Annotated in this window: 22 protein-coding genes; 17 read left to right on the top strand and 5 right to left on the bottom strand. The window is 41.4% G+C overall.

Features of this window, described 5'->3' with window-relative positions:
* Positions 1-125: 125 nt before the first annotated feature.
* Positions 126-2,351 carry a S9 family peptidase gene (locus L1272_RS11110; RefSeq protein ID WP_138600392.1) on the bottom strand — a complete coding sequence of 742 codons (2,226 nt, stop codon included), beginning with the start codon at positions 2,349-2,351 and terminating at the stop codon, positions 126-128.
* 112 nt (positions 2,352-2,463) lie between these two features.
* Between L1272_RS11110 and L1272_RS11105 the strand changes: the two genes are divergently transcribed.
* Positions 2,464-2,868: an HIT domain-containing protein gene (locus L1272_RS11105; RefSeq protein ID WP_138600394.1), complete on the top strand. Its 405-nt coding sequence runs from the start codon at positions 2,464-2,466 to the stop codon at positions 2,866-2,868.
* Positions 2,869-2,926: 58 nt separating this feature from the next.
* Positions 2,927-3,679 carry a substrate-binding periplasmic protein gene (locus L1272_RS11100; RefSeq protein WP_054552586.1) on the top strand — a complete coding sequence of 251 codons (753 nt, stop codon included), beginning with the start codon at positions 2,927-2,929 and terminating at the stop codon, positions 3,677-3,679.
* 48 nt (positions 3,680-3,727) lie between these two features.
* Here the strand turns inward: L1272_RS11100 and L1272_RS11095 are convergent, their stop codons facing one another.
* The gene (locus L1272_RS11095) at positions 3,728-5,428 is read right to left on the bottom strand and encodes a dipeptidyl-peptidase 3 family protein (protein WP_199530194.1); all 1,701 of its coding nucleotides are present in this window, start codon (positions 5,426-5,428) and stop codon (positions 3,728-3,730) included.
* Between the two features lie 273 nt (positions 5,429-5,701).
* Between L1272_RS11095 and L1272_RS11090 the strand changes: the two genes are divergently transcribed.
* Complete coding sequence (locus L1272_RS11090) at positions 5,702-6,544, top strand: HDOD domain-containing protein (protein ID WP_054552584.1); 843 nt, start codon at positions 5,702-5,704, stop codon at positions 6,542-6,544.
* Between the two features lie 58 nt (positions 6,545-6,602).
* Here the strand turns inward: L1272_RS11090 and rdgC are convergent, their stop codons facing one another.
* Together rdgC and L1272_RS11080 are read right to left on the bottom strand one after the other, a co-directional pair.
* Positions 6,603-7,511, bottom strand: a complete 909-nt coding sequence (gene rdgC, locus L1272_RS11085; protein ID WP_235373412.1) for a recombination-associated protein RdgC — start codon at positions 7,509-7,511, stop codon at positions 6,603-6,605.
* 90 nt (positions 7,512-7,601) lie between these two features.
* Positions 7,602-9,365, bottom strand: coding sequence for a sensor histidine kinase (locus tag L1272_RS11080; RefSeq protein WP_054552582.1), 1,764 nt, complete (start codon positions 9,363-9,365; stop codon positions 7,602-7,604).
* Positions 9,366-9,603: 238 nt separating this feature from the next.
* Here L1272_RS11080 and L1272_RS11075 point away from each other — a divergent pair, with 238 nt between their 5' ends.
* The 4 genes from L1272_RS11075 to thrC all read left to right on the top strand — a co-directional run bounded on the left by L1272_RS11075 (position 9,604) and on the right by thrC (position 14,861).
* The gene (locus tag L1272_RS11075; protein ID WP_138600400.1) at positions 9,604-9,978 is read left to right on the top strand and encodes a response regulator; all 375 of its coding nucleotides are present in this window, start codon (positions 9,604-9,606) and stop codon (positions 9,976-9,978) included.
* A 227-nt stretch (positions 9,979-10,205) separates the two neighbouring features.
* Positions 10,206-12,623, top strand: coding sequence for a bifunctional aspartate kinase/homoserine dehydrogenase I (gene thrA / locus L1272_RS11070; RefSeq protein WP_235373410.1), 2,418 nt, complete (start codon positions 10,206-10,208; stop codon positions 12,621-12,623).
* Positions 12,624-12,632: 9 nt separating this feature from the next.
* Positions 12,633-13,559 carry a homoserine kinase gene (thrB, locus tag L1272_RS11065; protein WP_138615806.1) on the top strand — a complete coding sequence of 309 codons (927 nt, stop codon included), beginning with the start codon at positions 12,633-12,635 and terminating at the stop codon, positions 13,557-13,559.
* A gap of 18 nt (positions 13,560-13,577) precedes the next feature.
* Entirely contained in the window at positions 13,578-14,861 is a 1,284-nt protein-coding gene (thrC, locus tag L1272_RS11060; protein WP_235373409.1) for a threonine synthase, read from the top strand.
* 64 nt (positions 14,862-14,925) lie between these two features.
* Here the strand turns inward: thrC and L1272_RS11055 are convergent, their stop codons facing one another.
* Positions 14,926-15,225: a hypothetical protein gene (locus L1272_RS11055; protein WP_138615810.1), complete on the bottom strand. Its 300-nt coding sequence runs from the start codon at positions 15,223-15,225 to the stop codon at positions 14,926-14,928.
* A gap of 360 nt (positions 15,226-15,585) precedes the next feature.
* On the opposite strand from L1272_RS11055, the gene glyA reads away from it, so the two are divergent.
* The 10 genes from glyA (at position 15,586) to L1272_RS11005 (ending at position 25,973) form a co-directional block, all read left to right on the top strand.
* Positions 15,586-16,842 carry a serine hydroxymethyltransferase gene (gene glyA, locus L1272_RS11050; protein ID WP_235373408.1) on the top strand — a complete coding sequence of 419 codons (1,257 nt, stop codon included), beginning with the start codon at positions 15,586-15,588 and terminating at the stop codon, positions 16,840-16,842.
* Between the two features lie 106 nt (positions 16,843-16,948).
* Complete coding sequence (gene nrdR, locus L1272_RS11045) at positions 16,949-17,398, top strand: transcriptional regulator NrdR (protein WP_054552576.1); 450 nt, start codon at positions 16,949-16,951, stop codon at positions 17,396-17,398.
* Between the two features lie 2 nt (positions 17,399-17,400).
* Complete coding sequence (ribD, locus tag L1272_RS11040; RefSeq protein ID WP_235373406.1) at positions 17,401-18,540, top strand: bifunctional diaminohydroxyphosphoribosylaminopyrimidine deaminase/5-amino-6-(5-phosphoribosylamino)uracil reductase RibD; 1,140 nt, start codon at positions 17,401-17,403, stop codon at positions 18,538-18,540.
* Positions 18,541-18,544: 4 nt separating this feature from the next.
* Entirely contained in the window at positions 18,545-19,198 is a 654-nt protein-coding gene (locus L1272_RS11035; RefSeq protein ID WP_054552574.1) for a riboflavin synthase, read from the top strand.
* A gap of 42 nt (positions 19,199-19,240) precedes the next feature.
* On the top strand, positions 19,241-20,356 hold the full coding sequence (ribBA, locus tag L1272_RS11030; RefSeq protein ID WP_138615817.1) for a bifunctional 3,4-dihydroxy-2-butanone-4-phosphate synthase/GTP cyclohydrolase II: 1,116 nt from the start codon (positions 19,241-19,243) through the stop codon (positions 20,354-20,356).
* 105 nt (positions 20,357-20,461) lie between these two features.
* Positions 20,462-20,926 (top strand): 6,7-dimethyl-8-ribityllumazine synthase, encoded by a 465-nt coding sequence (gene ribH, locus L1272_RS11025; RefSeq protein WP_054562661.1) that lies wholly within the window; start codon positions 20,462-20,464, stop codon positions 20,924-20,926.
* A 15-nt stretch (positions 20,927-20,941) separates the two neighbouring features.
* Positions 20,942-21,352: a transcription antitermination factor NusB gene (gene nusB / locus L1272_RS11020; RefSeq protein WP_054552571.1), complete on the top strand. Its 411-nt coding sequence runs from the start codon at positions 20,942-20,944 to the stop codon at positions 21,350-21,352.
* A gap of 44 nt (positions 21,353-21,396) precedes the next feature.
* On the top strand, positions 21,397-22,371 hold the full coding sequence (gene thiL / locus L1272_RS11015; protein ID WP_235373405.1) for a thiamine-phosphate kinase: 975 nt from the start codon (positions 21,397-21,399) through the stop codon (positions 22,369-22,371).
* Complete coding sequence (locus L1272_RS11010) at positions 22,368-22,853, top strand: phosphatidylglycerophosphatase A family protein (protein WP_054552569.1); 486 nt, start codon at positions 22,368-22,370, stop codon at positions 22,851-22,853. Before thiL ends, L1272_RS11010 begins: the two co-directional genes overlap by 4 nt.
* A 33-nt stretch (positions 22,854-22,886) precedes the next feature.
* Complete coding sequence (locus L1272_RS11005) at positions 22,887-25,973, top strand: ligand-binding sensor domain-containing diguanylate cyclase (protein ID WP_235373402.1); 3,087 nt, start codon at positions 22,887-22,889, stop codon at positions 25,971-25,973.
* Positions 25,974-26,048: the final 75 nt, after the last annotated feature.

Genomic DNA, 26,048 nt, shown 5'->3' with positions numbered 1-26,048 from the left:
AGAGCAATGTATTAAGCGTAGCCAAAATAGGTCGAAAATCTAGTTAAATAGTAGAATACATTGAGACAAAAAAAAGGCTGATTTAACAATCAGCCTTTAGTCTAAGTTACCGAAATTGAACGTGATTATTCAACGTTAAAGTGTCGGTTGAAGAAACTTGTGATAGTTTGGTGTAAGTGCGTTTGTACGCTCTTGCCACGTAAACTGTGTTTTGAACCCGGGTAAGTCATCATTTCGAACTGTTTTTCTTGATCTTGCAGTTGTTTGAATAACTTAGTGGCGTGAGTGAATAACACGTTATCATCAGCCATACCGTGATAAATCATCAGTGGGCCTTTTAAGCCTTCAGCATACGGGAAGACAGCACTTGCTTCGTAACCTTTCGCGTTAGTTGCAGGGTGACCTACATAACGCTCAGTGTAGTGAGTGTCGTAAAGTGCCCAATCAGTAACTGGCGCACCAGAAACACCGGCTTTGAAGTAGTCGCCCGCTTTAAACATGGTCATAAGCGCCATGTAACCACCGTAGCTGTGGCCATAAATACCAATACGCTCAGGGTCAACGTAATCAAGGGTGCGTAAGAACTCGACACCTTTAATTTGGTCTGCCACTTCAGCCACACCTAAGTGCTTATAAATCACGTCTTCAAACTTTTTACCACGGTTGTATGAACCACGGTTATCAAGTTGGAAAATAACATAGCCTTGTTGTGCCATGTATTGGAAGTATAAGTTTTTACTACGCCAGCTGTTTGTTACACGCTGAGCATGAGGACCGCCATACACGTTAACAATAACTGGGTGCTTTTTACCGTCTTGGTAATTAGTTGGCTTGAATAAACGGTAATGCATGATTTGCCCGTCTTCAGCCGTTAGTGTGCCGTATTCTGGGGTGATCAAATCAGCTAGGTAAGGCGTTAATGGGTGTGACTTATCTAACTTGTTTTCTTCAAGCCAAGTGATAAATTCGCCATTAATTTTACGTAATGCCGCAGAGCCAGGCTTATTCACTGATGAGCTGTTATCGATAAAGGTTTTGTTATCTTTAGCAATCACCACATTATGGTAAGCGCCTAGCTCAGTTACGCGCTTAATTTCGCCTTTTTTGAATAGCGGTACGCTGTAAAGGTGGCTCTCAAGTGCTGTGTCTTTACGACCTGCAAAATACACGATGCCTTTTTTCTCATCGATACCTTTTAAGCTATCAACAACCCATTCACCTTGGGTGATTTGACGGATCATTTCACCGTTTGTGCGGTATAAATAAAGGTGTTTAAAACCGTCGCGCTCAGATGCCCAAACGAAATGCTTTTTATCGTTTAAGAATTGCAAATCAAAGTGTAGGTTAATCCAAGTATCACTGGTTTCTGTTAGGGCAACCGTTTGTTTTTTAGTGTCGCTATTATAAAAACGTAACTCTAAGTTATGTTGCGAGCGGTCTTGCCACTGATAAGAAAGCGTTTTGTTATCTTTTAACCATTTTGCGCGAGCGATATAGATATCTTGATCGTCGCCTAAATCAACCCAGTCAGTTTTTTGATTGTTGATGCTTACAACACCTAACTGAATTTTAACGTTGTCGGTACCTGTAAACGGGTAGCGTTGGTTAAAAAGCTTTACTTCATCGGCGTAAATTTCATTACGGATCGCTTCTTTTACTGGGCTTTCATCAACACGGGTATAAGCGATTTTAGACTCATCACCAGACCACCAGTAGCCAGTCATACGGCCCATTTCTTCTTGCGCAACAAACTCGGCCATACCGTTTTTAATAACACCGCCACCATCTTTACTTAATTGGATTTCTTGACCCGTTTTTAAGTTAAGTGCGTATAGGTTTTGCTCACGAATAAACGATACGAAGTGCCCTTTAGGTGAGAAGCGTGCATCGGTTTCAAATGCGTCTGTGTCGGTTAATTTGCGGCTTTTAGCTGAGGCAAGCTCGTAATAGTAAAGGTCGCCATTAAGTGGGAATAAAAGCGCTTTACCATCTTTAGACCATTTATATTCTAAGATCCCTTTACCAAAAATACGTTGGCGCTCACGGCGTGCTTTTTCTTCATCAGATAAGTTTTCTGGACCAGAAAATAGCGCAGCAGAGTCAACTAATAAGCGGTTTTTGTTATCTTTTAAGTTGTATTCCCATAGATCGTAGCGGTTGTAATCATCGGTTTTACCTTGCAGGTAAGTGACACGACTGCCGTCTGGAGAGAATTTAAGTTGTACAGGCGCTTTGCCTGCTAAGCTTGGATCGTCAAAAATACGCTCAAGTGTGAGTGGTTCAGCAGTCACACTAAATGCAGTGGCCACCACTGGCAGAGCAAGTGAGAGAGATTTAATTTTTTTTAGCACAGGAGTACCTTCGCTCGAATAAAAACTGCCATGATGTTAATGGTAAGCTTAGGCAACTGCAACAAAATGCTATAAAGTAGGATTTGATTACCCAATATCAAAGGATTTATTGATGAAAAATACTGATACGTCGTTTTCTCTGGCCCCAGAACTACAACGCGACTGCATTGAACTTGCGGATTGGCCACTGTGTAAAGTATTGCTGATGAATGATAGCCAATACCCTTGGTTTATCTTAGTGCCAAGAGTTGCAGACGTTAAAGAGATTATCGATCTGTCTGAAGAGCTACAAATTACCTTATTACAAGAGTCGGGCAAACTGAGTAAGTTGTTACAACAGGTATTCAGCCCAGACAAACTCAATATAGCAGCATTGGGTAATATGGTGCCGCAATTACATGTTCATCATATTGCACGCTTCACTACCGATCCGGCTTGGCCAGCGCCTATTTGGGGTAAATTACCGGCAGTTCCATATAGCGATGAACAAATAGAGCAACTAAGAGCACATTTTTAATCAATCATATTAAATTGCGCTAAGCTAAGTAGATGCGAAAAATAAGAGACTAATAAAAGTGAAAAGCACAGTAATAGCCGTATTGGCTTTTCTATGTTCATTTTCCGTAACAGCAAAAAGTTATTACTTTGTTGGGAGCCATTTCCCCGCAATCTTAGAACAAGATCAACAAGGTACAGTGATTGGTTTAGGTGCTGATATTGCTCATGAAATTTGTCGACGCCTTGGGCATGAACTCGTCATCGATATCATGCCACTAAAGCGTGCTTTAAAAATGGTTGAGCAAGGCCATGCAGATGCCATTATCGGTCCTTATAAGTCTCTTCAACGTCAACAATATATGCAATTTAGTGCCTTGCCATTTTATGAAGATCCTATTGTCTTTTTTACCAAAAAAAATAGCGATGTAACTTGGGCTGGTAATTTCGCAAGCTTACGTAAAGACGTGATTGGTATTACTCGGGGTTGGAATTATGGTTCAGAATTTAAACGCAATAAATCAAGTCTAACTTTGTCAGAAGTGGCGAGTGTTAAAGCTAGTTTTTTACAGTTAATGCACAATCGAGTTGATTTAGTGATGACTCACCCGCGAGCTGCTCTTCCGATTATTGATGATTTATCAATTTCTAGTAAGGTTATCATGCTGTCGCCAATCATTACGGTGAATCAAGGCTATTATGGTTTCACTAAGCAACGGGAGCTTAATGAGTTTATAGATGATTTTAATTCAGAGTTTAATAAGATGTTGATTAGTGGTGATATAGTCCAGCTGAATAGCAAATATGGATTAAGTTTTGTCGCACGAGAATAATAAAAAACGCTGCAATTGCAGCGTTTTTTATATCAGACAAGGCTGGTATTAAAGGCCTAATACTTCTTTGCCTTGTTTGAAAGTAACATCAACTGGGATATTAGCTTGGCTTAATTTTTCTAAATCTTTCGCTAGCTCTGCTTTGATCTCACCATGAGTTGCGATTAGCTGATCAACTTTTTGGTAATCACCGTCACCTTGAATCGTTAAGATTAAGCGCGATAGTTTTTCCATTGCTTGGCTCATTTTCTCCATGTTAACGCTGTATAAGCCGTCAGCATTTTTAGAAAATGCGCCTTCTTCAGCGAAGAAGTTAAAGCGGATCATATTCGCTTTACCATGTGCGCTTGAAGCACCAAAACGCACTGAACGGAAGATACCAGCCATAAAGGTGATGTAGTAATCTTCTAATGTACCGTCAGTGATCTCGCCTTTCTTAAGTAATTGCTCAACCATGTAAAGACCTAAGATATCCGCTTTACCTTCTTCAAGGGCACTTGCATGCTCTTGCAATGATTGGCGAACAGTACCCTTACCCGTAATGGTGTTTTTAATGCCTAAACCGTGTGCTACTTCGTGGAACATCGTGTTTGCGAAGAAAGCGTCAAAGGTAATGTGTTTACGTTGCTCAGGAACAATTAGCTGTTCTGAAATAGGCACTAAGATTTTATCGAACTTAGCACGCATGGCGTTTTTAAGCTGTAAACGACGTGTGCCTTTTTCTAGCTGTACTTGCTCATCATTTGGCAAGTTGATAGCAATTGTTTTACTACCCGCATTTGAGTGGCCTGCGTAATAAACGACATCATAAGCATTTAGGTCAGCGTCTGAACCTGGGACTTCTTGCTTATATTTTTCGTCTACAGGTAAACCTTTTTGTAGCTCAGGTAAGAAAGCAGCGAATTTAGCTAAACGCTCGCTCCATGCCAAGTCTTTGATTAGTACATAAGATTCATACGCCGCACGGTAACCAAATAATTGATCTTCATAGGTTTCGATAGGGCCAATAACCACGTCAATTGGGTTATTTTTCATATCCATCCACGCAAAATCAGATGGTTGGAAGTCATCACTTACTAGTGCGTCTGCGCGCATGCTTAAGTAGTTAGCGAATTCTTTATCATCAGCTAGCTTGCTTGCTTCACGTAATAAATTAGCTGCTTTTTCTAACTCTTGTGCGTACTCAACAGAGTAAGCCACACTGTAAAGAAGGCCTTTCTCGTCACGTTTGATCACTGAGTAAAGACCTGTTTTGTCATCAACGATTGCGTTGTTTAATTCTTCTTTAGTGATATCGCTTGGGTAAAATTCAGCGCCTAGAGGCTTTTCTTCATAACCTGATAAGAAAACTTGGTCGCCGTTTAAGCGATCCCAAGGGCCGTAGTTGATATCTGCAAACTTCTGAACTTTTTCATCATTGATTTTTGCTAAGAAAGCGTCTTTGTTCTCACCAAATGCTTGGCGCCAGAATAGCTCATCCATAATTTTTGAGGCATCGATCAACTTACCAACCATTTGCTTTTGGTTATCACTCAGGTGGCTAAGATCAGAAGTAAGTGTGAAGTCTGTGTAAATGTCTAAACGGTTTTCATCTGCATTGATAAGTTGTGGGTTGTTCTGTTCAATACTTTGCTTTGTTTGCTCTGCAGCAGGCTGAGTTTGAGAAGTGGTTGCTTGCTGATCAGAACATGCACCAAGAAAAACAGCACCTGATAAGATAAGTGCTTGGCTAATTTTATTTAATGTCATTTTGCCCGTTCCCGATTTTAGTGAGAGTCATTGTTATTAAAACAAAAAGTGTATGCATTAAAGCAAACCTGCCATATACATGGCAAGTATACAGCGCTAGAAGCGATATTTATTTATCAGTTACATGATTAAAAAGCATAAAAAGAGATAATTTCTGTGATTTTCTTAACTTTAGCGTTAAGTTAGACAATACTAAAACAAGAACTAATCTAATAATGTCAGTCATTAGTTTGTCTTTATTTTGGCAAACTAACCCAAGAGGATGGCACGCATATGTCAACAGAGAATGCATTACTGACCATATTGGTCGACAGAATAAATAATGACACTTTAGTGTTACCGACATTACCTGAAGTTGCAGTAAAAGTGAGGCAAGCAGCAGATAACCCAGAAGTAAACTTGATGGATATGGCAGATGTTATCTCCCATGATCCAGCGTTATCGGCACGAATGATTAAAGTGGCCAACAGTGCATTTATGGGGCGCTCAGTTAAAGTCACCAATCTTCATCAAGCCGTCACACGAATTGGTCTTCGTCAAATCAAAAATATTGCCACCGCAATGGCGATGGAACAATTGTTTGTATCGCATAATGAGCTGATAAAAGGGTATATGGATAAAGCATGGCAAAAAACCCTTAAAGTTGCATGTCACTCAATTACTCTAATGGACTTTTTCTTACGTCGAAATAAGCAAACATCACTGAACCGAGATACCATTACGCTAGCTTCATTAGTCTATAACATAGGCGTGTTGCCAATTTTGACTGAGGCTGAAAAGCACCCTGAAGTTTTTGCAAATCCAAGTTTTTTGGCACACGCTATCCAAAAATTAGGAGGCAAAGTAGGTGGCGCAATTATGCGTGCTTGGGGCTTTACTGATGAGTTCGTCGAAGTTGCTGAAAGCTGGGCAAATCCAAACTATCGTCCAGAGCATATATGCTATGTTGACTTTATTCGTATTGGTGCGATTTTAGAAGGCATCTTGCAGGTTTCTGACAAATCGGCAGCATTGCAAACATATGTAGATAAAGGCGTAATAGAATCGCTTGAGTTATTTAATGAAGACGAATATCACGATATGCTTGATGAGGTCAAAGCCATTTTTACTGAATAGCTAAAAACACAAAGCGCGACCAAGTCGCGCTTTGTGTTAATTAACATTTAGGTTAATTTTATAAATCTTCAGCGTCGCCTAAGCCTTGGGTCAGCTCTTCTAGCAACTGTTTAATTTCTTCTGACGCTAAGATGAAGTCAGCATCAAGTTTTACCGCCATATCTTCTTTTGGAATGTCGGCGTTTTCTTCTTTTAATGTTTCTGAATAGCTTAGACGCTTAATCGAACCATCGTTTTGTAGCATGAACTTAACGCGTTCTTGCCAATCAAGAGCCAGTTTAGTTACGCGCTTAGCATTTTCTAGGTGTGACTTTACTTCGTCACATGATAAGTCATGGCCTTTCAATTTAACCTGAGCACCACTGTCATCGGCTTCTTCAAGCTCTGCATCGTTACCGATAGAGAAGCCTTCAGGAGTGCTGAAATTAGTTAACCAATCTGTTAAAAATACATCTAAATCATAATTAGCAAATGCAGGTACGACAGGTAGCGTGCCAAGTGATTTACGAAGTAGGGCTAAAAGCTCTTCTGCTTTATTAAAGCTTGCGCTGTTAACGACAACCCAGCCATTCTTTTGGTCAATAAACGCAAACTGTAGGCTCGACTTTTTAAATGCTTGAGGCAGTAAAGTGTGCAGAATATTTTCTTTTAGTTCGTCTTTTTCTTTTTTCTTTACCGGACGGTTTTCTTCCGCTTCGATTTGCTCAACTTTCTCTGCAACCAATTCGTTGATAACGGCCGCAGGCAGTACTTTTTCTTCACGCTTAGCGCATACTAAAATGCTGTCTTGAGAGAAGTGAGATAGAGTTTGACCATGCTTACCAAAGGCTTTTGTCCAACCAAATGTTGAAAGCTCTTGGCCTGTACATGAGCGGAACAGATCTTGTTCTAGGGCTTTGTCGAAGTCTTCTTGAGAGTATGAAACGTCTTGTTTAAAACGGTAGCAGATAAGGTTACTAAACCACATAATTAGGCTAATCCTTTCAATAAATTTGCCCAATCATAACAATAAAAAACTGATGCCGAAATGAATCATTTCGCCATCAGTACGAATTGCTTATGAGTTAAACATTGAGAGCGGTTTAGGCATGTTTTTTGGGAAACTAATATGGTAATGCAAGCCTTTTCCAACTTCGCTTGTTACTTCTATATCACCGCCAAGGGTTTGCTTCACTAAGTTTAAAGTGATATGAGTACCTAACCCACTGCCACCCTGATCACGCTTGGTTGTGAAGAACGGGTCAAACAGTTTTTCTAGCTGATGTTCGGATACACCATTACCATTATCTTTAAAGTCGATAACGACTTCATCTTCTTCGTCTTTAATTATGATATCTATGATGCCACTTTCAATACCTTCAAAGCCATGAATAAGTGCGTTCATGATCAAGTTTGTAAAAATTTGGCTAATAGCGCCTGCAGGCAGGTTGAGTGTTAAATCTTCAGGGCAATCTAAATTGATATGATGAGATGTTTTCTTTAGTTTTGGATGTAAAGAGCGGATCACTTCACCTAAATACTCTTTGAAATTAATAGTACGTACCGCTTCACTGGCTTGATCGACTGCAATTTGTTTGAAGCTTGCAACCAACTCTGATGCACGGTCTAAATTACTAGTAAGTAAGCTAGTGCTTTGCTTGGCGTCATTAATAAACTCTTCAAGCGCTTTTGGTGATAGGGTTTTTTCTTTGTATGCCGCTTCAATCTGATCTAAACGTTCTTGTAAAAATGAAGTCGCAGTCACACCAATCCCGATTGGTGTATTTACATCATGGGTAATACCTGCAACTAAGCCGCCTAAAGCAGCCATTTTCTCGGAGCCGACTAGGCGCTCCTGTGCTAAGTTCAACTCATCAACATAGCGCTGTAACTCAGTTTGCTTGGTTATGAGTTCTTGTTCAGTTTGTTTACGAAGGTCTATCTCTTCAGTCAGTGTTAGCTTTTGTTTTTCTAATTCATATTTCTGTTGCTGCAAATCCATCATCGCTTGGCTAAGGTTAGATGTTTTGCGCGCGACTTCTTGCTCTAACTGTAAATTATGTTGATCGAGTTTTTCATTACTAAGTACAAGCTCTTTCTGAGTATGTTCCAGTTCTTCTCGGTAGAGAACAACTTTATCTATTAAACGGTTAAAAGATTCTTCCATTACTTTTAATTCGTTGTGTTCAGTTGTGTGGATCTCGATATGGCGGCCTTCTAAATCGTTTAGTTCAAGATCTTCAATTTGTTCTGTAAATTGCGCAAGTGGTTCAGTTAAGCGTTTTCTGAATGCTAGTAAGAAAAGTATGATCAAAAAGGTGGTTTTGATCATTGCGTTACCGATTAGAAAATAAATAGAGATCATGATGCGGCTAAATACCACTTCTCGGCTTGAGAATAAGGTTACATCGCCTACTTGAGTTGTTTTACCCGAAAACTCAAAAATAAGCGGAAATGTATAGCCGAATAAACCGGATGGTGTATCTTCAATTATCGCTTCTTCTTGCACTAACTGCTGGCTATATAGCTCGTGAATATCTAATGAGCGACCTAATTGTGAGAGTACTTCGCCACTATCATCGCGCACAATAATGCCTTCGATCATAGGAATTGCGAGTAAGCCTTCAGCTGTTGTGATGGTTTGTTTATCGTTAAGTTCCCAAATTGCACGGGTTAAACTACGGCTAAATGTTTTTTGTAAAGTGGTTAATTCGTCACGAATGTAATCTTTAGTGTTTACATATTCAGCAATAACCTGCCCACAGGTCACTACAAAAGTGAGTAAGAAGTAGACCGAGAGCACATTTGTTAACAATTCTTTTGATAGGCTTTTCTGTAACATAGAATACCCATAGCTCCTTGGTTACATTTGTAATACATTCAATTAGTTCTAAAGTTAGCTAATAAACGGTTAAAAATAAATAAATAAATCCTTTTTTACTGGAGTATTTATAAATTGTTACTATTTTTTAAAAAAACTTAACCTTACTGCACCAATAAAAGTGTGTTATAAATTTCGCTCGTCTTTTACTTTAGCCTTTTTAGATGTTGTATTTGCTACAGCGAAGATTTTTATATTCATGAATAACCCTAATTTTTCAATACTGGTTTGTGATGATTCAAGTATAGCTCGCAAACAAGTAGTTCGGTGCTTAGGTAACTGTTTAAGTGCTGATATTCAACAAGCAACCAATGGTCGAGAAGCACTTGCTTTACTACGCGAGCAAAACTTTGATCTATTGTGTTTGGATTTAACTATGCCAGAGCTAGATGGTGTTGCTGTACTTGAAACGATCAAAGCAGAGAAAATAGAGTGCTTTGTTATAGTGATTTCAGCTGATATTCAAGCGCAAATGAAGCAAAAAGTAGTTAGTTTGGGAGCCATTGATTTCATCGATAAGCCAATAGATATTGTTCGACTGAAAGCAACTTTGCATAAATTTGGTATTCATTAATCTTTTGTATAACAAAAGCGCATAATTTATCTTTTCTTTAAGGGTTGACAGCTTGGCTACATTTAAGGCAGTCTAAAGGCTATGAAAACATTTAATCACGCAACGACCATTATTATTACAACCATCATCCTTACGGGATAGTGGCATAGGTCGGTGCAACAAATTTATAGGCCTGTGTTCACTAGAACACAGGCCTTTTTCGTTTATGGAATGAGGAAACATAAATAATGCGAGTATTAAAATTTGGTGGGTCGTCCTTGGCCGACTACGCATGTTTGCAACAGGTAGCTCAGTTAGTCAAAGAAGAATTACGCGATGAAATGCTGTTAGTGCTGTCAGCACCAGGTGGCATGACAGATTCATTAGTAGCATTAGCAAGCGCTGCAGAGCAGGGGCAAGATTTTAGTGAGTTATGGCAAGCATTGGTTGCGCGCTGTGAACAATTAAAAGCTGCTGTTGAAGCTGACTTTGGTCAGGTAGTGAATTGGCCTGATTTAAACGAACTTAAGAATAAACTGGATGGTGTTGCACTTTTGAAGTGTTGCCCAGACCAAGTACGTGCTTATGCAATTAGTTTTGGTGAGCGCGTTAGTGTTGCCTTGATGGAGTGTATGCTTAACGAAAGTAATGCTCGTTATTTAGAAGCAACAGACTGTATAGCTTCAGTGGGTGGCTACATTGATGCTGAAGCTGACTTGGCCGAAAGTAAGTTACGTTTTCAAGCTGCATTAAAAGCGGCACCGAGCACAATTTATATCATGCCGGGTTTCACTGCTGCCAATGAGCAGGGGGAACTAACAACACTTGGTCGCAATGGTTCAGATTACTCAGCAGCTATTGCGGCAGCATGCCTAGAAGCTGATGTATGCCAGATCTGGACTGATGTTGACGGTGTTTACAATGCTGACCCGCGTTATATCAAAAAAGCATCTAAGGTTGATTCGTTATCTTATAAAGAAGCAATGGAGCTGTCTTACTTTGGTGCGAAAGTATTACACCCGAAAACGATTTTACCTTGTGCTAAAGCAGGCGTGCCGTGCGAGATCAAAAATACTCATAACCCACGTGCAGAAGGTTCAGTGATTAGTAACGACAGTGTGTCGAACGAGCCTGTTAAAGCGCTATCAAGTTTACAAAACCTCGCTATGTTAACGGTGTCTGGCCCAGGTATGAAAGGCAAAGTGGGTATGGCATCAAAAGTATTTAATGCATTGGCGCATGACAATGTGTCAATTGTACTAATCACACAATCTTCGTGTGAATTTAGTATCAGTTTCTGTGTGCATGAGAGCGACCTATCACTTGCTCTAGAAGCATTACAAACTGCTTTCGAATTAGAATCACAAGCCGGTTTAATCGAACCAGTTCAAGTACAGCGTAACCTTGCGATTGTAACCCTAGTTGGTGATAACATGCGTGCGCACAAAGGCTTAGCAGCTAAGTTCTTTGCTTCATTAGCTCAAGCGCAGGTTAACATTGTTGCTATTGCACAAGACTCGACTGAGAGTGCTATTTCAGCGGTTATCGATGGTGAACTATGCAACGACGCAGTGAAAGTGTGCCATGAGAACTTCTTTACTCACATTCCTTCAATCGATGTGTTTTTACTTGGCTGTGGCTTAGTAGGTCAAGAACTTATCCAGCAGTTAAAGCGTCAACAAGCATGGCTTGAAAAACGTAATATTAAACTGAACTTGTACGGTGTTGCTAATTCAAGGCAGCTTTATCTAGATAGCGAAGGCATTGCTTTTGATGGTTGGCAAGACAAATTAGCCGTGTCAGAGCAGGCATTTGATTTAAATTTGGTCGAGCAATTTGTTAAACAAAACCATTTAATTAACCCTGTGATCGTAGATTGTAGCTCAGCCGATAAGCTTGCTGGGCAATATGTTGATTTCTTGAATGCCGGTTTCCACGTTGTTGCGGCAAACAAAAAGGCCAATACTAGCTCGTATGCTTACTACCAAGATTTAGTTGCAGCGACACAGAAGAATAATCGTAAGTTTTTATACGAAACAAACGTAGGTGCAGGCTTACCAGTACTTGATAACCTGAAATCACTCTTTGGTGCCGGTGATGAACTTATTAAGTTCAGCGGTATCTTGTCGGGTTCATTATCGTATATGTTTGGTGCGCTACAAGATGGTTTATCACTTAGCGAAGCCACGTTAAAAGCAAAAGAAAGTGGTTTTACAGAACCAGATCCGCGTGATGATTTATCAGGTACTGATGTTGCCCGAAAGCTTCTGATCATTGCTCGTGAATCGGGTCTTGAGTTAGAACTTAGCGATATCGAAGTTGAATCAGTTTTACCAAAAGGGTTTGCAGAAGATGATTCTGTAGCAGATTTCATGGCAAAACTACCATCACTTGATGCACAGTTTAACGACCGTATACAAAGTGCTGCAAGCGAAGGTAAAGTACTTCGTTATGTGGGTACTATTGAAAACGGTCAATGTAAAGTAGGCATTGAAGCCGTAGATAGTAACCATGCTCTTTATGATATCCGTGACGGTGAAAATGCACTGGCCATCTTAAGTCAATATTATCAACCTCGTCCGTTTGTTATTCGTGGTTATGGCGCAGGTGCTGAAGTAACGGCTGCTGGTGTATTTGCCGACATTTTAAAAACGTTAACACGTTAGGAGCTGGTCATGATCCGTGTATATGCACCCGCTTCAATCGGGAATTTTGCTGTAGGCTTTGATGCGTTAGGTGCTGCGCTAGCACCAATCGATGGCACCTTATTAGGCGATGTTGTAGAGGTGAGTGCCGCTGAGCAAGATACTTTTGTCTGCTCTGGCGACTATGCCCATAAACTGCCTGCTAATGCTGAAGAAAACTTGGCTTATCAATGTTTAATTCATTTTAAAGAACACGTTGCACCGACTATGCCAGCGGTAAAACTTGAGCTTAAAAAGAACCTACCAATTGGTTCAGGTTTAGGTTCGAGTGCCTGTTCTGTGGTGGCTGCGTTTGCAGCCCTTGATAAGTTCGCTGAAACCAACTTATCTCAAGAGCAACTTATCGAGTTGATGGCTGATTTTGAAGCCATTGTTAGTGGCGGTCGTCATTACGATAACATCACACCCTGTTATTTAGGTGGCTTGCAATTAACTGGTGAACTCATTCCGAACAAGTCAATTTCGTTACCTGTTGATAATCAATGGTATTACGTAGCGGCTTTTCCGGGATTTTCACTGAATACCGCAAAAGCGCGTTCGGTCTTGCCAACGCAATTATCAATGCACGACAGTGTTGAGTTCGCACAGCGACTTTCTGCATTTAGCAGCTTATTGCTTACAGGTCGCTTTGACGCAGCGCTTTCCATTATGAGTGATGAAATCGCTGAGCCACATCGCGCACCGCTCATTCAAGGCTTTGCCGAAGCAAAGAGTGCCTTGCCAGAGCTTGGTGCAGAGATTGTCAGCATTTCTGGTGCGGGCCCAACATTATTTACCGTGTGTAAGAGCCTGGAAGCTGCTAAGCAGTGTGCAGCTTGGCTGAATGATAATTACATCAATGAGCAGGGCTTCTGCCACATCTGCCAACTTGATCAGCTTGGCACACGACAGCTTTAAAGAATTTAAGGAATAAACATGCAATTACATAATTTAAAAGATGAAACACAACAGGTGTCGTTTGTTGAAGCGGTAAAAACTGGTTTAGGGCGTAATCAAGGTGTATTCTTCCCTAATAGCCTTACACCAATTCAAGACATTGATAAGTTACTTGATTTAGACTTTGTGAGCCGTAGCAGAAAGATTTTATCGCACCTGATTGGTGACGAGCTTCCTGCCGATACCGTTGCACAGATGGTGCAAAATGCGTTTAACTTTGATGTGAAATTAGTTGAAGTAGAAAAAGATATTTATTGCCTTGAATTATTTCATGGCCCAACGCTTGCGTTTAAAGACTTTGGTGGCCGTTTTATGGCTGAGTGTCTTGCGCAATTTAATCAGGGTGAAAAAGTCACGATTTTAACGGCTACATCAGGCGATACAGGGGCTGCAGTTGCCCATGCATTTTATAATAAGCCAAATATCGATGTCGTGATCTTATACCCGAAAGGTAAAATTTCATTAGCGCAGCAAAAGCTATTCACAACGTTAGGCAACAACATTCACTGCTATGCGGTTGATGGTAGCTTTGATGATTGTCAAAGCATGGTAAAACAGGCGTTTTTAGATGATGAAGTGAAACAAAAGCTTGGTCTGAATTCAGCAAATTCAATTAATATCAGCCGTTTAGTTGCACAGGTTTGCTATTACTTTGAAGCGATTGCTCAATTACCAAAAGAGCAGCGTAGTAAAGCGCATATCTCAGTTCCAAGTGGTAACTTTGGTAATGTGTGTGCCGCGATGATCGGTGCTGTGCTTGGTATGCCAGTAGCGAAATTAAGCGCTACAACTAACCAAAACGACACGGTGCCACGTTTTTTACAAAATAAAGAGTGGGCACCGAATGATACGCTTGAGTCACTATCGAACGCGATGGATGTAAGTAAACCGAATAACTGGCCGCGTGTTCAGTTTATGTTGGATAACGAATGGTTTAGTTATAATGACTTTTATTCAAGCTGTGTTGGTGAAGAAGAAACAAAAGAAGTGATGAAAAAAATTCATCAAACCGGTTACATCGCAGAGCCTCATACTGCAATTGCTTATCAGGGCTTGAAAGAAAATCTAGCTGATGGCAGTGCAGGTATCTTTTTAGCGACTGCACACCCAGCTAAATTCAAAGACAGCGTAGAGCAAATTTTAGACATCGAATTGCCTATGCCGAAACCACTAGCAGATGCATTAGCAAAACAGTGTTTAGCTGAAGATATTAAGTTTGATTATCAATTGCTTCGCACTGAGCTGTTTAATAAATTAGCTTAGTGCTTAATAAAGGTATAAAGAGTGGCTAAGCCGCTCTTTTTAATGCAGCCTTTTAATGAAGCCTTTAATGAAGTAACGAATGACTATGTCGGTTTAAAACCCGCATGATAAGAATGACCCCGGCCGAAATACACAGCAAAATACTGATCATCGAGACGAGTTCACTGTGCGTCCATTGCATCAAGGTGAAAGCCGAAATAAAAATGATAAAGGGTTTAAATTCATAGTAATAGCGACGTTTTTTTTGTTTAACACGCTGGCTTGAATGATCGGTTCTTCTGGCTTCTGAACGCATCCGCCAAATATTAGCACCTAATAAAAATAAGATTACACCTATGAGAGTTGGCACATAATTATTTGCCAATGCGATACAGCTTATGCCAAGAAAAAAATATCCGTAGGGGACTAATTCGTATATTGGTTTAGCTAACATGTACTTATACCATCCTTGATATTGACTAGTCCAATAAGCTTAGTTTGTCCCTATAAAAACGCAATTTAATCGGGCGGTTTTTCGTTGAAATAACATTTTAAATATCTATGAAATATTTTAAATCTATAAATTTTTATTATGTATCAATAAAAAAATATCATTATTAAAACACTGTGAAATAAATTCAATCCCTGTTTAAATATGTTCATCTTTACAAGATAGGCAAAAGTGCGTTTTAAACGTACAATACAGCCTTCAAAAAACACCATACACGTTGCCTTAGGAGACCCCATGTTAGAACGTAGCATGAATATTTCGGATTTCGATCCAGAGTTATTTGCAGCCATCACTAAAGAGACGGCTCGTCAAGAAGAGCATATCGAACTGATCGCGTCTGAAAACTATTGTAGCCCACGCGTACTTGAAGCGCAGGGTTCTCAGCTTACCAACAAATACGCTGAAGGTTATCCAGGCAAACGTTACTATGGCGGTTGTGAGCATGTTGATGTTGTTGAGCAATTAGCAATTGACCGTGCAAACGAATTATTCGGCACAGATTACGCTAACGTTCAACCGCATGCGGGCTCACAAGCAAACGCAGCTGTTTTCCAAGCACTTCTTCAGCCGCACGATACAGTACTAGGTATGAGCTTAGCTCATGGCGGTCACTTAACTCACGGTTCACACGTTAACTTTTCTGGTAAAACGTACAATGCAATTCAATACGGCCTAAACGACGAAACAGGCGAAATTGATTATGCTCAAGTTGAAGCGCTTGCATTAGAGCACAAGCCAAAAATGATCATCGCTGGTTTCTCTGCATACTCAGGCGTTGTTGACTGGGCTAAATTCCGTGAAATCGCTGATAAAGTTGGCGCATACTTATTCGTAGATATGGCTCACGTTGCTGGTCTTATCGCAGCGGGTGTATACCCAAGTCCAATCCCTCACGCACACGTTGTTACAACAACAACTCACAAAACATTAGCGGGTCCTCGTGGCGGTCTAATCGTTTCTGCATGTGGTGATGAAGAGATCTACAAAAAACTAAACAGCGCTGTATTCCCTGGCGGTCAAGGTGGTCCTTTATGCCACATCATCGCTGCTAAAGCGGTTGCTTTCAAAGAAGCTTTACAACCAGAATTCAAAGCGTACCAAGCACAAGTTGTTAAGAACGCTCAAGCTATGGTTAAAGTACTGCAAGAGCGTGGCTACAAAGTTGTTTCTGGTAAAACAGACAACCACTTATTCCTTCTAGACCTAATCGATAAAGATATCACAGGTAAAGATGCTGACGCTGCTCTGGGTAACGCTAACATCACTGTAAATAAAAACTCAGTACCAAACGACCCACGTTCACCGTTTGTAACGTCTGGTCTTCGTATTGGTTCTCCGGCTATTACTCGCCGTGGTTTCAAAGAAGCTGAGTCAAAAGAGCTTGCTGGCTGGATCTGTGACGTACTAGACAACATCAACGATGAGTCTGTTCAAGCAGAAGTAAAAGAGAAAGTTAAAGCTATCTGTAAAAAATTACCAGTTTACGCTTAATTACTGGTTAAACCGTAATTAAGATAACAATAGCGTTGTTTTTTGCTATCATAAAGGCCGCTTACTAAGCGGCCTTTTTGTTTTTTATAAACGGAACTAGAACCCTATGCATTGCCCTTTTTGCACCGCAAAAGATACTAAAGTAATTGATTCTAGACTTGTTGGCGGTGGTCACCAAGTGAGACGTCGACGTGAATGTAACGAATGCCATGAGCGCTTTACCACCTTTGAAGGCGCTGAACTTGTGATGCCAAGAGTCATCAAGCAAGACGGTAGCCGCGAACCATTTAACGAAGACAAGTTACTGAATGGCTTGCATCGCGCTTTAGAGAAACGCCCAGTGAGCACTGAGCAGGTCGACGAAGTCGTTAACATCATTAAATCTCAACTTCGTGCTACCGGTGAGCGTGAAATCTCTAGCCATTTAATTGGCGAATGCATCATGGAGTCGCTGAAAAAACTCGACAAAGTAGCCTATGTGCGCTTTGCATCGGTTTATCGTTCATTTGAAGACATTCGCGAGTTTGGAGAAGAAATCGCTCGTTTAGGTGATTAATCATGTCGTTTACAGAACTTGATACTGTTTACATGGCGCGTGCCATTGAGCTTGCTAAACACGGCCGTTTTACTACCACGCCAAACCCGAATGTTGGCTGTGTACTGGTTAAAGATGACGAAATAGTCGGTGAAGGGTTTCATCAAATCGCAGGGCAGGGCCATGCTGAAGTGAATGCGTTGGCTGTAGCTGGCGATAAAGCAAAGGGCGCCACTGCCTATGTCACTTTAGAGCCTTGTAGTCATTATGGACGCACTCCGCCTTGTGCCGAAGGTTTAAAAGCTGCGGGTGTAAGCAAGGTGATTGCTGCTATGGTTGACCCAAACCCTGCGGTAAGTGGTCGCGGCCTGCAGATATTAGCTGACGCTGGTATTAGTGTGGCATCTGGCTTACTTGAGCAACAAGCGCGCGATTTAAACAAAGGCTTTTTAAAGCGTATGGAAACTGGGTTGCCATATGTAACCTGTAAAATGGCGTGTAGTTTAGATGGTAAAACTGCGCTAAATAACGGTCAAAGTAAATGGATAACAGGCCCTCAAGCGCGCCAAGATGTGCAAGCATTTCGTGCGCAAAGCTGCGCTATCTTAACCGGTGCAGACACCGTTATTACTGATAATGCAAAACTTAATGTCCGTGTTGATGAGTTGCCATTTACCATGCCAACCTCGTTGCCTTTGCGCCAACCAACCCGAATCATTATTGACTCACAAAACAGGTTAACGCCTGAGCTTGCGTTATTCAGCATCGAGAGCCCGGTAATAATTTTTACCACTTCGCTTGATAATCACACCAAGTGGCCTCACTTTGTTAAACACGAAGTGGTGCCAGCAGTTAACAATAAAGTTGATTTATCGGCGGTTTTAAAGCGTCTTGCTGAACTGCAATTTAATCATATTTGGCTCGAAGCGGGGGCAACCCTTGCTGGGGTGTTTGCCGAGCAAGATTTAATTGACGAATATATTGTTTATATTGCCCCTAAGTTAGTAGGTGATATGGGCAAAAGCTTACTAAACTTTGCAGAAGTCACCATGATGAGTGATATCACTGAACTGACCTTTACTGACACAGTGATGATTGGCGACGATATTCGCTTAACAGCGACAAAAGCAAAGCAAGCCTCAAAAATTGAAAATAAAGAGTAGCACTATGTTTACTGGAATTATTGAAGCAACAGGTAAAATTGTTGAACTAACACAAAAGCAAGGCGATCTAGCTATTCGTATTCAAAGCGCTAATTTGGATATGGAAGACGTCAAGCTCGGTGACAGTATTGCCACCAATGGTGTGTGTTTAACGGTTGTCGCTAAACATAGCGATGGTTTTAGTGCTGACTTATCAAACGAAACAATTAGCTTAACTGGGTTTGCACATTATAAAAAAGGGCAAACAGTTAACCTCGAAAAAGCTATGCAACCGGTTTCTCGCCTAGGTGGGCACTTAGTGTCAGGCCATGTTGATGGTATTGCTACTGTCGAAAGTATTAGTCCTAATGCTCGTGCAACTGAGTATTGGTTAAGTACTGACAATGATTTAATGAAGTACATTCCGTACAAAGGCTCGGTGTGTATTGATGGCATTAGCCTAACCGTCAACGAGGTTGAGCAAAATCGCTTTAAGCTAACGATTGTTCCACATACTGCTGAGCAAACAACGATTGCAGAATTTCAGGTGGGTACTCAGGTGAACTTAGAAGTTGACCAGATTGCTCGCTATTTAGAGCGCCTAATTAAAGGGGCTGAACAACCTTCCCGTTCAGACATATCAATGAGCTTGCTCGCACAAGCTGGCTTTATTAAATAAGCAAAGATACGTCACTATTAATCATACTCTCATGGGCACATTATGAATTTACACAGCGCGCAAGAAATTATCGATGACATTAAAGCCGGTAAAATGGTTATTTTAATGGACGATGAAGACCGAGAAAATGAAGGCGATTTAATTATCGCGGCAGAACATATCAGTGCTGATGCCATCAACTTTATGGCAACACACGGCCGTGGTTTAATTTGTTTAACAATGACACAAGAGCGTTGTCAGCAGTTAGAATTACCACTGATGGTTAAAAATAACGGTGCAGCTTTTTCAACTAACTTCACTATGTCGATTGAAGCGGCAAAAGGCGTAACTACAGGTATTTCAGCAGCCGACCGCGCACGTACCGTACAAGCCGCAATCGCTAAAGGTGCCGTACCGAGCGATATCGTACAGCCAGGGCATATTTTCCCAATTATGGCGCAGCCTGGTGGCGTGTTAACACGTGCTGGTCATACTGAAGCGGGTTGTGATTTAGCACGTTTAGCAGGTCTTGAACCTTCATCTGTGATTGTTGAAATTCTAAATGCAGATGGCACTATGGCCCGTCGCCCAGATCTTGAAGTATTTGCTAAAGAGCATGACTTAAAGATTGGCACTATTGCAGATTTAATCGAATACCGAAACCTAAACGAAACCACCATTGAGCGTGTTGCTAAATGTAAACTACCAACGGATCATGGTGAGTTTGATTTAGTGACCTACAAAGACACCATTGATGGTCAGCTTCACTATGTTTTACAAAAAGGTGAAGTATCGAAAGATGAGCCAACGTTAGTACGAGTTCACTTACAAAGCACCTTTAACGATATTCTATTATCAGATAGAAGTGCTGATCGTAGCTGGGGCTTATCAGATGCTATGGCTTATATCGCTGAGCATAACGGCGTGCTGGTTATTTTAGGTAAACAAGAATCAACTGAAGATTTAGAAGCAACCGTTAAAGCCTTTGCCGCTGAAGATGCGGGCGAAAATGTCAGTCATCGTAAATTCCAAGGTACCTCGCGTACTGTGGGTGTTGGTTCGCAAATTTTGGCTGATTTAGGTATTGAAAAGATGCGCTTAATGAGCCGTCCTAAGAAGTACCACGCGCTATCTGGTTTCCACTTAGAAGTGGTTGACTATGTTGAGCCTCGCTCTTAATTTGGGAAAATAGATTTACTAGGCTACTTTTATATTTTTGTGGTATTATGCGCCGTAATTTTTGCGCAATCGCAACCGCTTAAACTTATTTTTTAGGGTTATTAAATGAAAATTATTGAAGGTAACAAATACGCACCGGGCAAAAAATTTGCCATTGTCATTTCTCGCTTTAATGACTTTATTGGTAGCAGCCTATTAGCAGGTGCTGTTGATGAGCTTAAGCGCACAGGTGGTGTTTCTGAAGACGACATTACTGTTGTTTACGTACCAGGTGCCGTTGAATTACCTTTAGCAGCGAAACGCGTTGCAGCAAAGAAAGAACACGATGCAATCATCGCTCTAGGTGTCGTGATCAGAGGTGGTACGCCACACTTTGATTTAGTCGCTGGCGAATCAAACAAAGGTCTTGCACAAGTATCTCTTGAGTACGATATCCCGGTTGCATTTGGCGTATTAACCACTGAAAGTATTGAGCAAGCAATTGAGCGCGCAGGTACCAAAATGGGTAACAAAGGCGGCGAAGCTGCTTTAGGTGCGCTTGAAATGGTTAATGTGTTAGACAAAATTTAAGTTTAAGGAATCTCTGTGAAACCAGCAGCAAGACGTAAAGCACGTATCTTAGCACTTCAAGCCGTATACTCTTGGCAGTTAAGCGGCAACCCAATTGCTGATATTGAACAGCAAATGTTAATTGAAAATGATGTGACTAAGATCGACGTCGAATATTTCAAAGACCTAGCACGCGGTGTTGTTGTTAACTGTAAGCAATTAGATGAAATCGTTGCACCACATTTAGCACGCCCAGCTGATGAGTTAGACATGGTCGAAAAAGCAATTTTACGTCTGTCTGGCTATGAGCTGAAATTCCGTGAAGACGTACCTTACAAAGTGGCAATCAATGAAGGCATTGAGCTTGCTAAGATGTTTGGTGCTGAAGACAGCCATAAATTTGTCAACGGTGTACTTGATAAAGCAGTGAAAGAACTGCGTAAGTAAGTAACCCCGTAAAGGAGAGCCGGCTTGGGCCGGCTTTTTTGTGTATGAAGGAATTTGAATTAATCAATCGTTACTTTAAGGGCCGTGGCATTATTCGCCGTGATGTGAACCTAGGTATTGGTGACGATTGTGCCTTAGTAACTGTGCCTGAAAACTGTCAATTGGCGGTAACAACAGATACTTTAGTTGCGGGCGTACACTTTTTTGATGACATCTCTGCGCGTGCTCTTGGGCATCGAGCTTTAGCTGTTAACTTAAGTGATCTTGCGGCAATGGGCGCTGAACCTACGTGGATTTCGGTAGGCCTAACTTTGCCTGAAGCAAATATAGAGTGGCTTGAAGAGTTCACTGAAGGCATGCATGAAATTGCAGAGTACTTCAATGTGCAAATCATTGGTGGTGATACCACTCAAGGCCCTTTAACTATTACGATTTGTGCTAAAGGCATCGTGCCTGAAGGCAAAGCACTGCGCCGTAGCGGTGCTAAAGTTGGCGATTGGATTTATGTAACAGGTCCGTTAGGTGATGCTGGTGTAGCCATAGAAGCCCGTAAACAAGGCCTCGATATCGCCCCTGAACACTTAAGCTATTTAAATAATCGTTTTGATTATCCGACGCCACGTGTTGCAGCCGGTCAGGTTTTGCGAGGCGCTGCCTCTGCGGCTATCGATATTTCTGATGGCTTGTTGGCAGATTTAGGCCATATTTTAGCGCTATCGCAAGTTAGTGCAGTGATCAATGTCGATAAAGTGCCTGTTTCTGATGCATTAAATTCGTCGATTCCACGTGCCGAGCAGTTTGATTATATCTTAAATTACGGTGACGATTACGAGTTGCTGTTTACTGTGCCTGAAAGCAATAAAAGCATGGTTGATATGAAACTGCGCCAATATGGTGTTGAAGCAAGTTGTGTGGGTCAAATTAAAAGTGGCGAAGGTGAGATTGAGCTATTACTTGATGGTGAAAAGTTTAACTATCAAGGTAAGGGCTTTCAGCACTTCGCGAAGGAGCCGGTTTGAGCAGTAACCGTTTATTCAATTTAAAACGCCCACACCAATTTTTTGGTTTGGGTTTTGGCTTAGGCCTTGCCCCTAAAGCGCCAGGCACATTTGGTACCTTTGCTGCCTTGCCATTTATTTTCACCACAATGTATTTTCCGCTTTGGCTACAAATTGTATTTGCTGTCGTGATCAGTGTGTTTGGTATTTGGGCATGTGGTAAAACAGCAGATGACTTAGGGGTGCATGATCATCCAGCCATTGTTTGGGATGAAGTTGCTGGTTATTATATCACCATGATTGGTGCTGCACTGAGTTGGCAGTCACTGTTGGTTGGTTTTTTATTGTTCCGCTTTTTTGATATCGCTAAACCAGGTCCTATCAGAATTTTAGATAGACGTTTACACGGGGGCTTGGGCATCATGGCTGATGATATTTTAGCAGGTGTTTTTTCATTAATTTGTGTTCAAGCCTTGTTTAAAGCAGGCTATTTGCCTTTTTAAACGATGAGTTAAGTGTTACTTGGTGGCAAGTATATGATGCGATTTCTAGTTGTCTGTTTGTTGATGCTTTGCAGCATGCCTGCGTTTGCATCTATTACTGACTACGTCGTCAAACAGTGGAACATCCAAAATGGCTTGCCATCGCAATCATTAAAAAGTATTGCTCAAGATGAGCAAGGCTATATGTGGCTGGGTACTCAGTTTGGCTTAAGCCGCTTTGATGGTAATACGTTCACTAACTTCAATACGCAAAACAGCGACTTCCTGCCAAGTAATGGTATCAATAAATTACTAGTCGATAGCACAGGGTTACTTTGGGTTGGTACCAAGAATGGTTTAGTAACACTTGATCCTAAAACCATGATGTCGCAAACCTTTAACGTTAAAGGTCCGGTGCGCGATATTCTCGAAGATTCCAAAGGCAGTATTTGGATTGCAGCGAATGGCCTTTATTATGTTGCTCGAAATCAAGTCACACTCAATCAAAACTCCGCGTTAATTGTACCGGTCTCGAATGCCACTGCTATTACGCAAATTGTGGGTTCAGTGAGCCAAATGGCGTTGTCGCCAGAAGGCATTTGGCTGGTTAATGAGCGTCACTTATTGCGTTTAACTAATACCTCTTCTGATTTTGCGAAATTACGATTAGAGCTGACTGCCAAGGTTTCACTACCTGAACGATTAGCGCAAACCATTATTCATGACATGGCGTGGCTTGAAGGTAACTTGTATCTTGCCTCAGAGCTTGGTGCCTACTTTCTTGATTTAGATGACGAGCTGCGTCCATTCCCACTGCCAAATGCCAGTAACTCTGCCGTTTATAAGTTTATGAGCGACTCCGATGGCGCGCTATGGATCTCTACTTATGGACGCTTATTATTCCGTAATAATTCAGGAGATTGGCAATGGGTTGAACCTAGCCAGCTCGATCAAAGCATTTGGTTTGCCGATATTTTCCGTGACAATCAAAATAACATTTGGCTGGCAAGCTTCAGTGAAGGCTTATGGCTTGCTCACGAAGGGCGTATTGAACGTCACTCAGCTATCTCAAATATGACCGAAGCGGTGATGGCGATTAGCCAAGCACCTGATGGCAAATTATGGGTGGCTAACCGTAGCGGTGTTGGCTACTTCGACTACAACAAGAATTTTGTAAATCAAATTCCGAGTAATCAGTTTGGTCGAGCAGCAGTGCACGACTTACAATTTGATGGTGATCGTTTGTACATCGCAACAGGCCGCGGTGTGTTTTATTACGAAAACCAAAACCTGTATACGGTGCCTGGGCGAGCGCTGCGCGATAACCCAGTATTTGCAATTAGCCGTTCTAGCAAAGGTGGATTTTGGCTCGGTACTGGCCGCGGTATGTACCGCTTAAGTTATGGTGGTTTAACACCTTTTGCATACAATGCCTTCTTAAGCAGCAAATTTATTACTTATGTTCATGATGAGCAAAATTTTGGCTTAATAGGTACCAGTAAAGGAGCTTATTACTTTACCGACCGCGGGATTGAAAAAATTGGCGACCAAACTAGTTTAGAAAGTGCTTACGTCACCAGTATTTTGAATATCGAAGGAGTGGGAATATTAATTGGTTCACTTAACGATGGCTTATTTTATCGCAGTACCAAAGGGCAGTGGCGTCAGTTAGATGCCACCGATGGTCTACCGTATGGCTCTATTTTCAGTCTAGTTTACGACAAGCAATTAAAACGTATTTGGGTCAGTACTATGAAAGGCGTATACCGTATGCCTGTAGAGCAGTTTGGTACTGATATCGAAAGTTTAAAAGTAGAACAAGTGATCTCATCGTTTGACCGTCAACTTGATGGTAAAGCCAGTCAATGTTGTGCTGGCCTTGGCCATGATGCTGTAGCAGACACAGGCAACTCTATTTGGTACCCAAGTCTGCAAGGTGTGGTAGAAATACCAAAGAGCGTTGAGCTGTTTGGTGTACAAGCACTTAAGCCTCGCATTGAAAGCTTGATCACGCCGCTTCGTCATTTAAGTACAGCTACTTTAGGCAGTAAGCCAGAGCTACAAATTGATGAACGCGATGTAACATTAAAATACACTGCGATTGATTATTATGCCCCTTCAAGTATCGAGTTCCGTTATCGTTTAAGTGGCTTAGACAGTGACTGGCGTTATGCCAATACTCGTCGTGAGGCAATCTATACCAACTTACCGCCGGGGTCGTTTTTGTTCCAACTTGAAGCAAAGCGTCGTGGTGAAGATTGGCAAAAAGCACGTCGTACCGAGTACAGCTTTGTAGTGCCGCGTCGTTTTGATGAGACTATTTATTTTAGACTCTTGATCACCAGCAGCTTTATTTTACTGTTCTACCTCGTGTTTTGGGTATTTAGAGCGCAAGAGAAACGTAAGCAATTAGCCCTTGAAAGCTTAGTAACAGAACGTACCGTAGAGCTTCGAGAAGCTAACGATAAGCTTAACCAAGTGAACTCACAGCTTAAGCTAGTTAGTCACTCAGATGAGCTTACAGGCTTACGTAGCCGTCGCTTCTTGTTTGATCAGCTCCCTAAAGATATCGAACACTTCCAGCGTAACTCACAGTCATTGCAAGCGCAGGGTAAGTCGCTAGTGCTATTAATAATAAACTTTGATAACTTCAGCCGCATTAATGATGCGTATGGCCCACTTGCAGGCGATAGCTGTTTACAGCAAATGGCGACTTTGTTGAATAGCCGTACTCAAGGTTCTGACTATGTTGCGCGTTGGAGTGGTGACGAGTTTTTACTCTTACTACGTGATTTCAAACGCACAGCAATAGACAATTATGTGGCCGATTTATGTGAAGCAATTGCAGCAAACCCATTTAGATTACCGAATGGGCAGTCGACCACTATCACTGCGTCGATTGGTTGGTCTTTTTATCCGTTACCTTTACTGGGTGGCCAAGTTATTGGTTGGGAAACCTCAGTTAACCTTGCCGATATCGCACTGCATCAAGTTAAAAAGCGCGGTGGCGATGGTGTAGCAAACATTACCTTTGATGAGCAATTAGATGCTTTTGAGTTCGAGCAAAGCAACAATGTTGATCAGCAGCTCAGCGCACTGCAAGCCAATGGTTTAGCCGATATTAAAATTTGGATGCGTTAATACTCTCTAAACTAAGTGAGCAGATATAAAAAATGCCTTACCTAGGGCTAGATAAGGCATTGGAGGCCAACAGAG

The organism is Pseudoalteromonas sp. PAST1, assembly GCF_021532515.1.
GTDB lineage: Bacteria > Pseudomonadota > Gammaproteobacteria > Enterobacterales > Alteromonadaceae > Pseudoalteromonas > Pseudoalteromonas simplex.
This window is presented reverse-complemented; position numbering and strand designations above follow the sequence as displayed.

Bases quoted from the DNA above. Each gene is read 5' to 3' on its own strand.
- L1272_RS11105 (WP_138600394.1), top strand. From the start codon at position 2,464: ATGAAAAATACTGATACGTCGTTTTCTCTGGCCCCAGAACTACAACGC.
- L1272_RS11095 (WP_199530194.1), bottom strand. From the start codon at position 5,428: ATGACATTAAATAAAATTAGCCAAGCACTTATCTTATCAGGTGCTGTT.
- L1272_RS11090 (WP_054552584.1), top strand. From the start codon at position 5,702: ATGTCAACAGAGAATGCATTACTGACCATATTGGTCGACAGAATAAAT.
- rdgC (WP_235373412.1), bottom strand. From the start codon at position 7,511: ATGTGGTTTAGTAACCTTATCTGCTACCGTTTTAAACAAGACGTTTCA.
- L1272_RS11080 (WP_054552582.1), bottom strand. From the start codon at position 9,365: ATGTTACAGAAAAGCCTATCAAAAGAATTGTTAACAAATGTGCTCTCG.
- L1272_RS11075 (WP_138600400.1), top strand. From the start codon at position 9,604: ATGAATAACCCTAATTTTTCAATACTGGTTTGTGATGATTCAAGTATA.
- thrA (WP_235373410.1), top strand. From the start codon at position 10,206: ATGCGAGTATTAAAATTTGGTGGGTCGTCCTTGGCCGACTACGCATGT.
- thrB (WP_138615806.1), top strand. From the start codon at position 12,633: ATGATCCGTGTATATGCACCCGCTTCAATCGGGAATTTTGCTGTAGGC.
- thrC (WP_235373409.1), top strand. From the start codon at position 13,578: ATGCAATTACATAATTTAAAAGATGAAACACAACAGGTGTCGTTTGTT.
- glyA (WP_235373408.1), top strand. From the start codon at position 15,586: ATGTTAGAACGTAGCATGAATATTTCGGATTTCGATCCAGAGTTATTT.
- nrdR (WP_054552576.1), top strand. From the start codon at position 16,949: ATGCATTGCCCTTTTTGCACCGCAAAAGATACTAAAGTAATTGATTCT.
- ribD (WP_235373406.1), top strand. From the start codon at position 17,401: ATGTCGTTTACAGAACTTGATACTGTTTACATGGCGCGTGCCATTGAG.
- L1272_RS11035 (WP_054552574.1), top strand. From the start codon at position 18,545: ATGTTTACTGGAATTATTGAAGCAACAGGTAAAATTGTTGAACTAACA.
- ribBA (WP_138615817.1), top strand. From the start codon at position 19,241: ATGAATTTACACAGCGCGCAAGAAATTATCGATGACATTAAAGCCGGT.
- ribH (WP_054562661.1), top strand. From the start codon at position 20,462: ATGAAAATTATTGAAGGTAACAAATACGCACCGGGCAAAAAATTTGCC.
- thiL (WP_235373405.1), top strand. From the start codon at position 21,397: ATGAAGGAATTTGAATTAATCAATCGTTACTTTAAGGGCCGTGGCATT.
- L1272_RS11005 (WP_235373402.1), top strand. From the start codon at position 22,887: ATGATGCGATTTCTAGTTGTCTGTTTGTTGATGCTTTGCAGCATGCCT.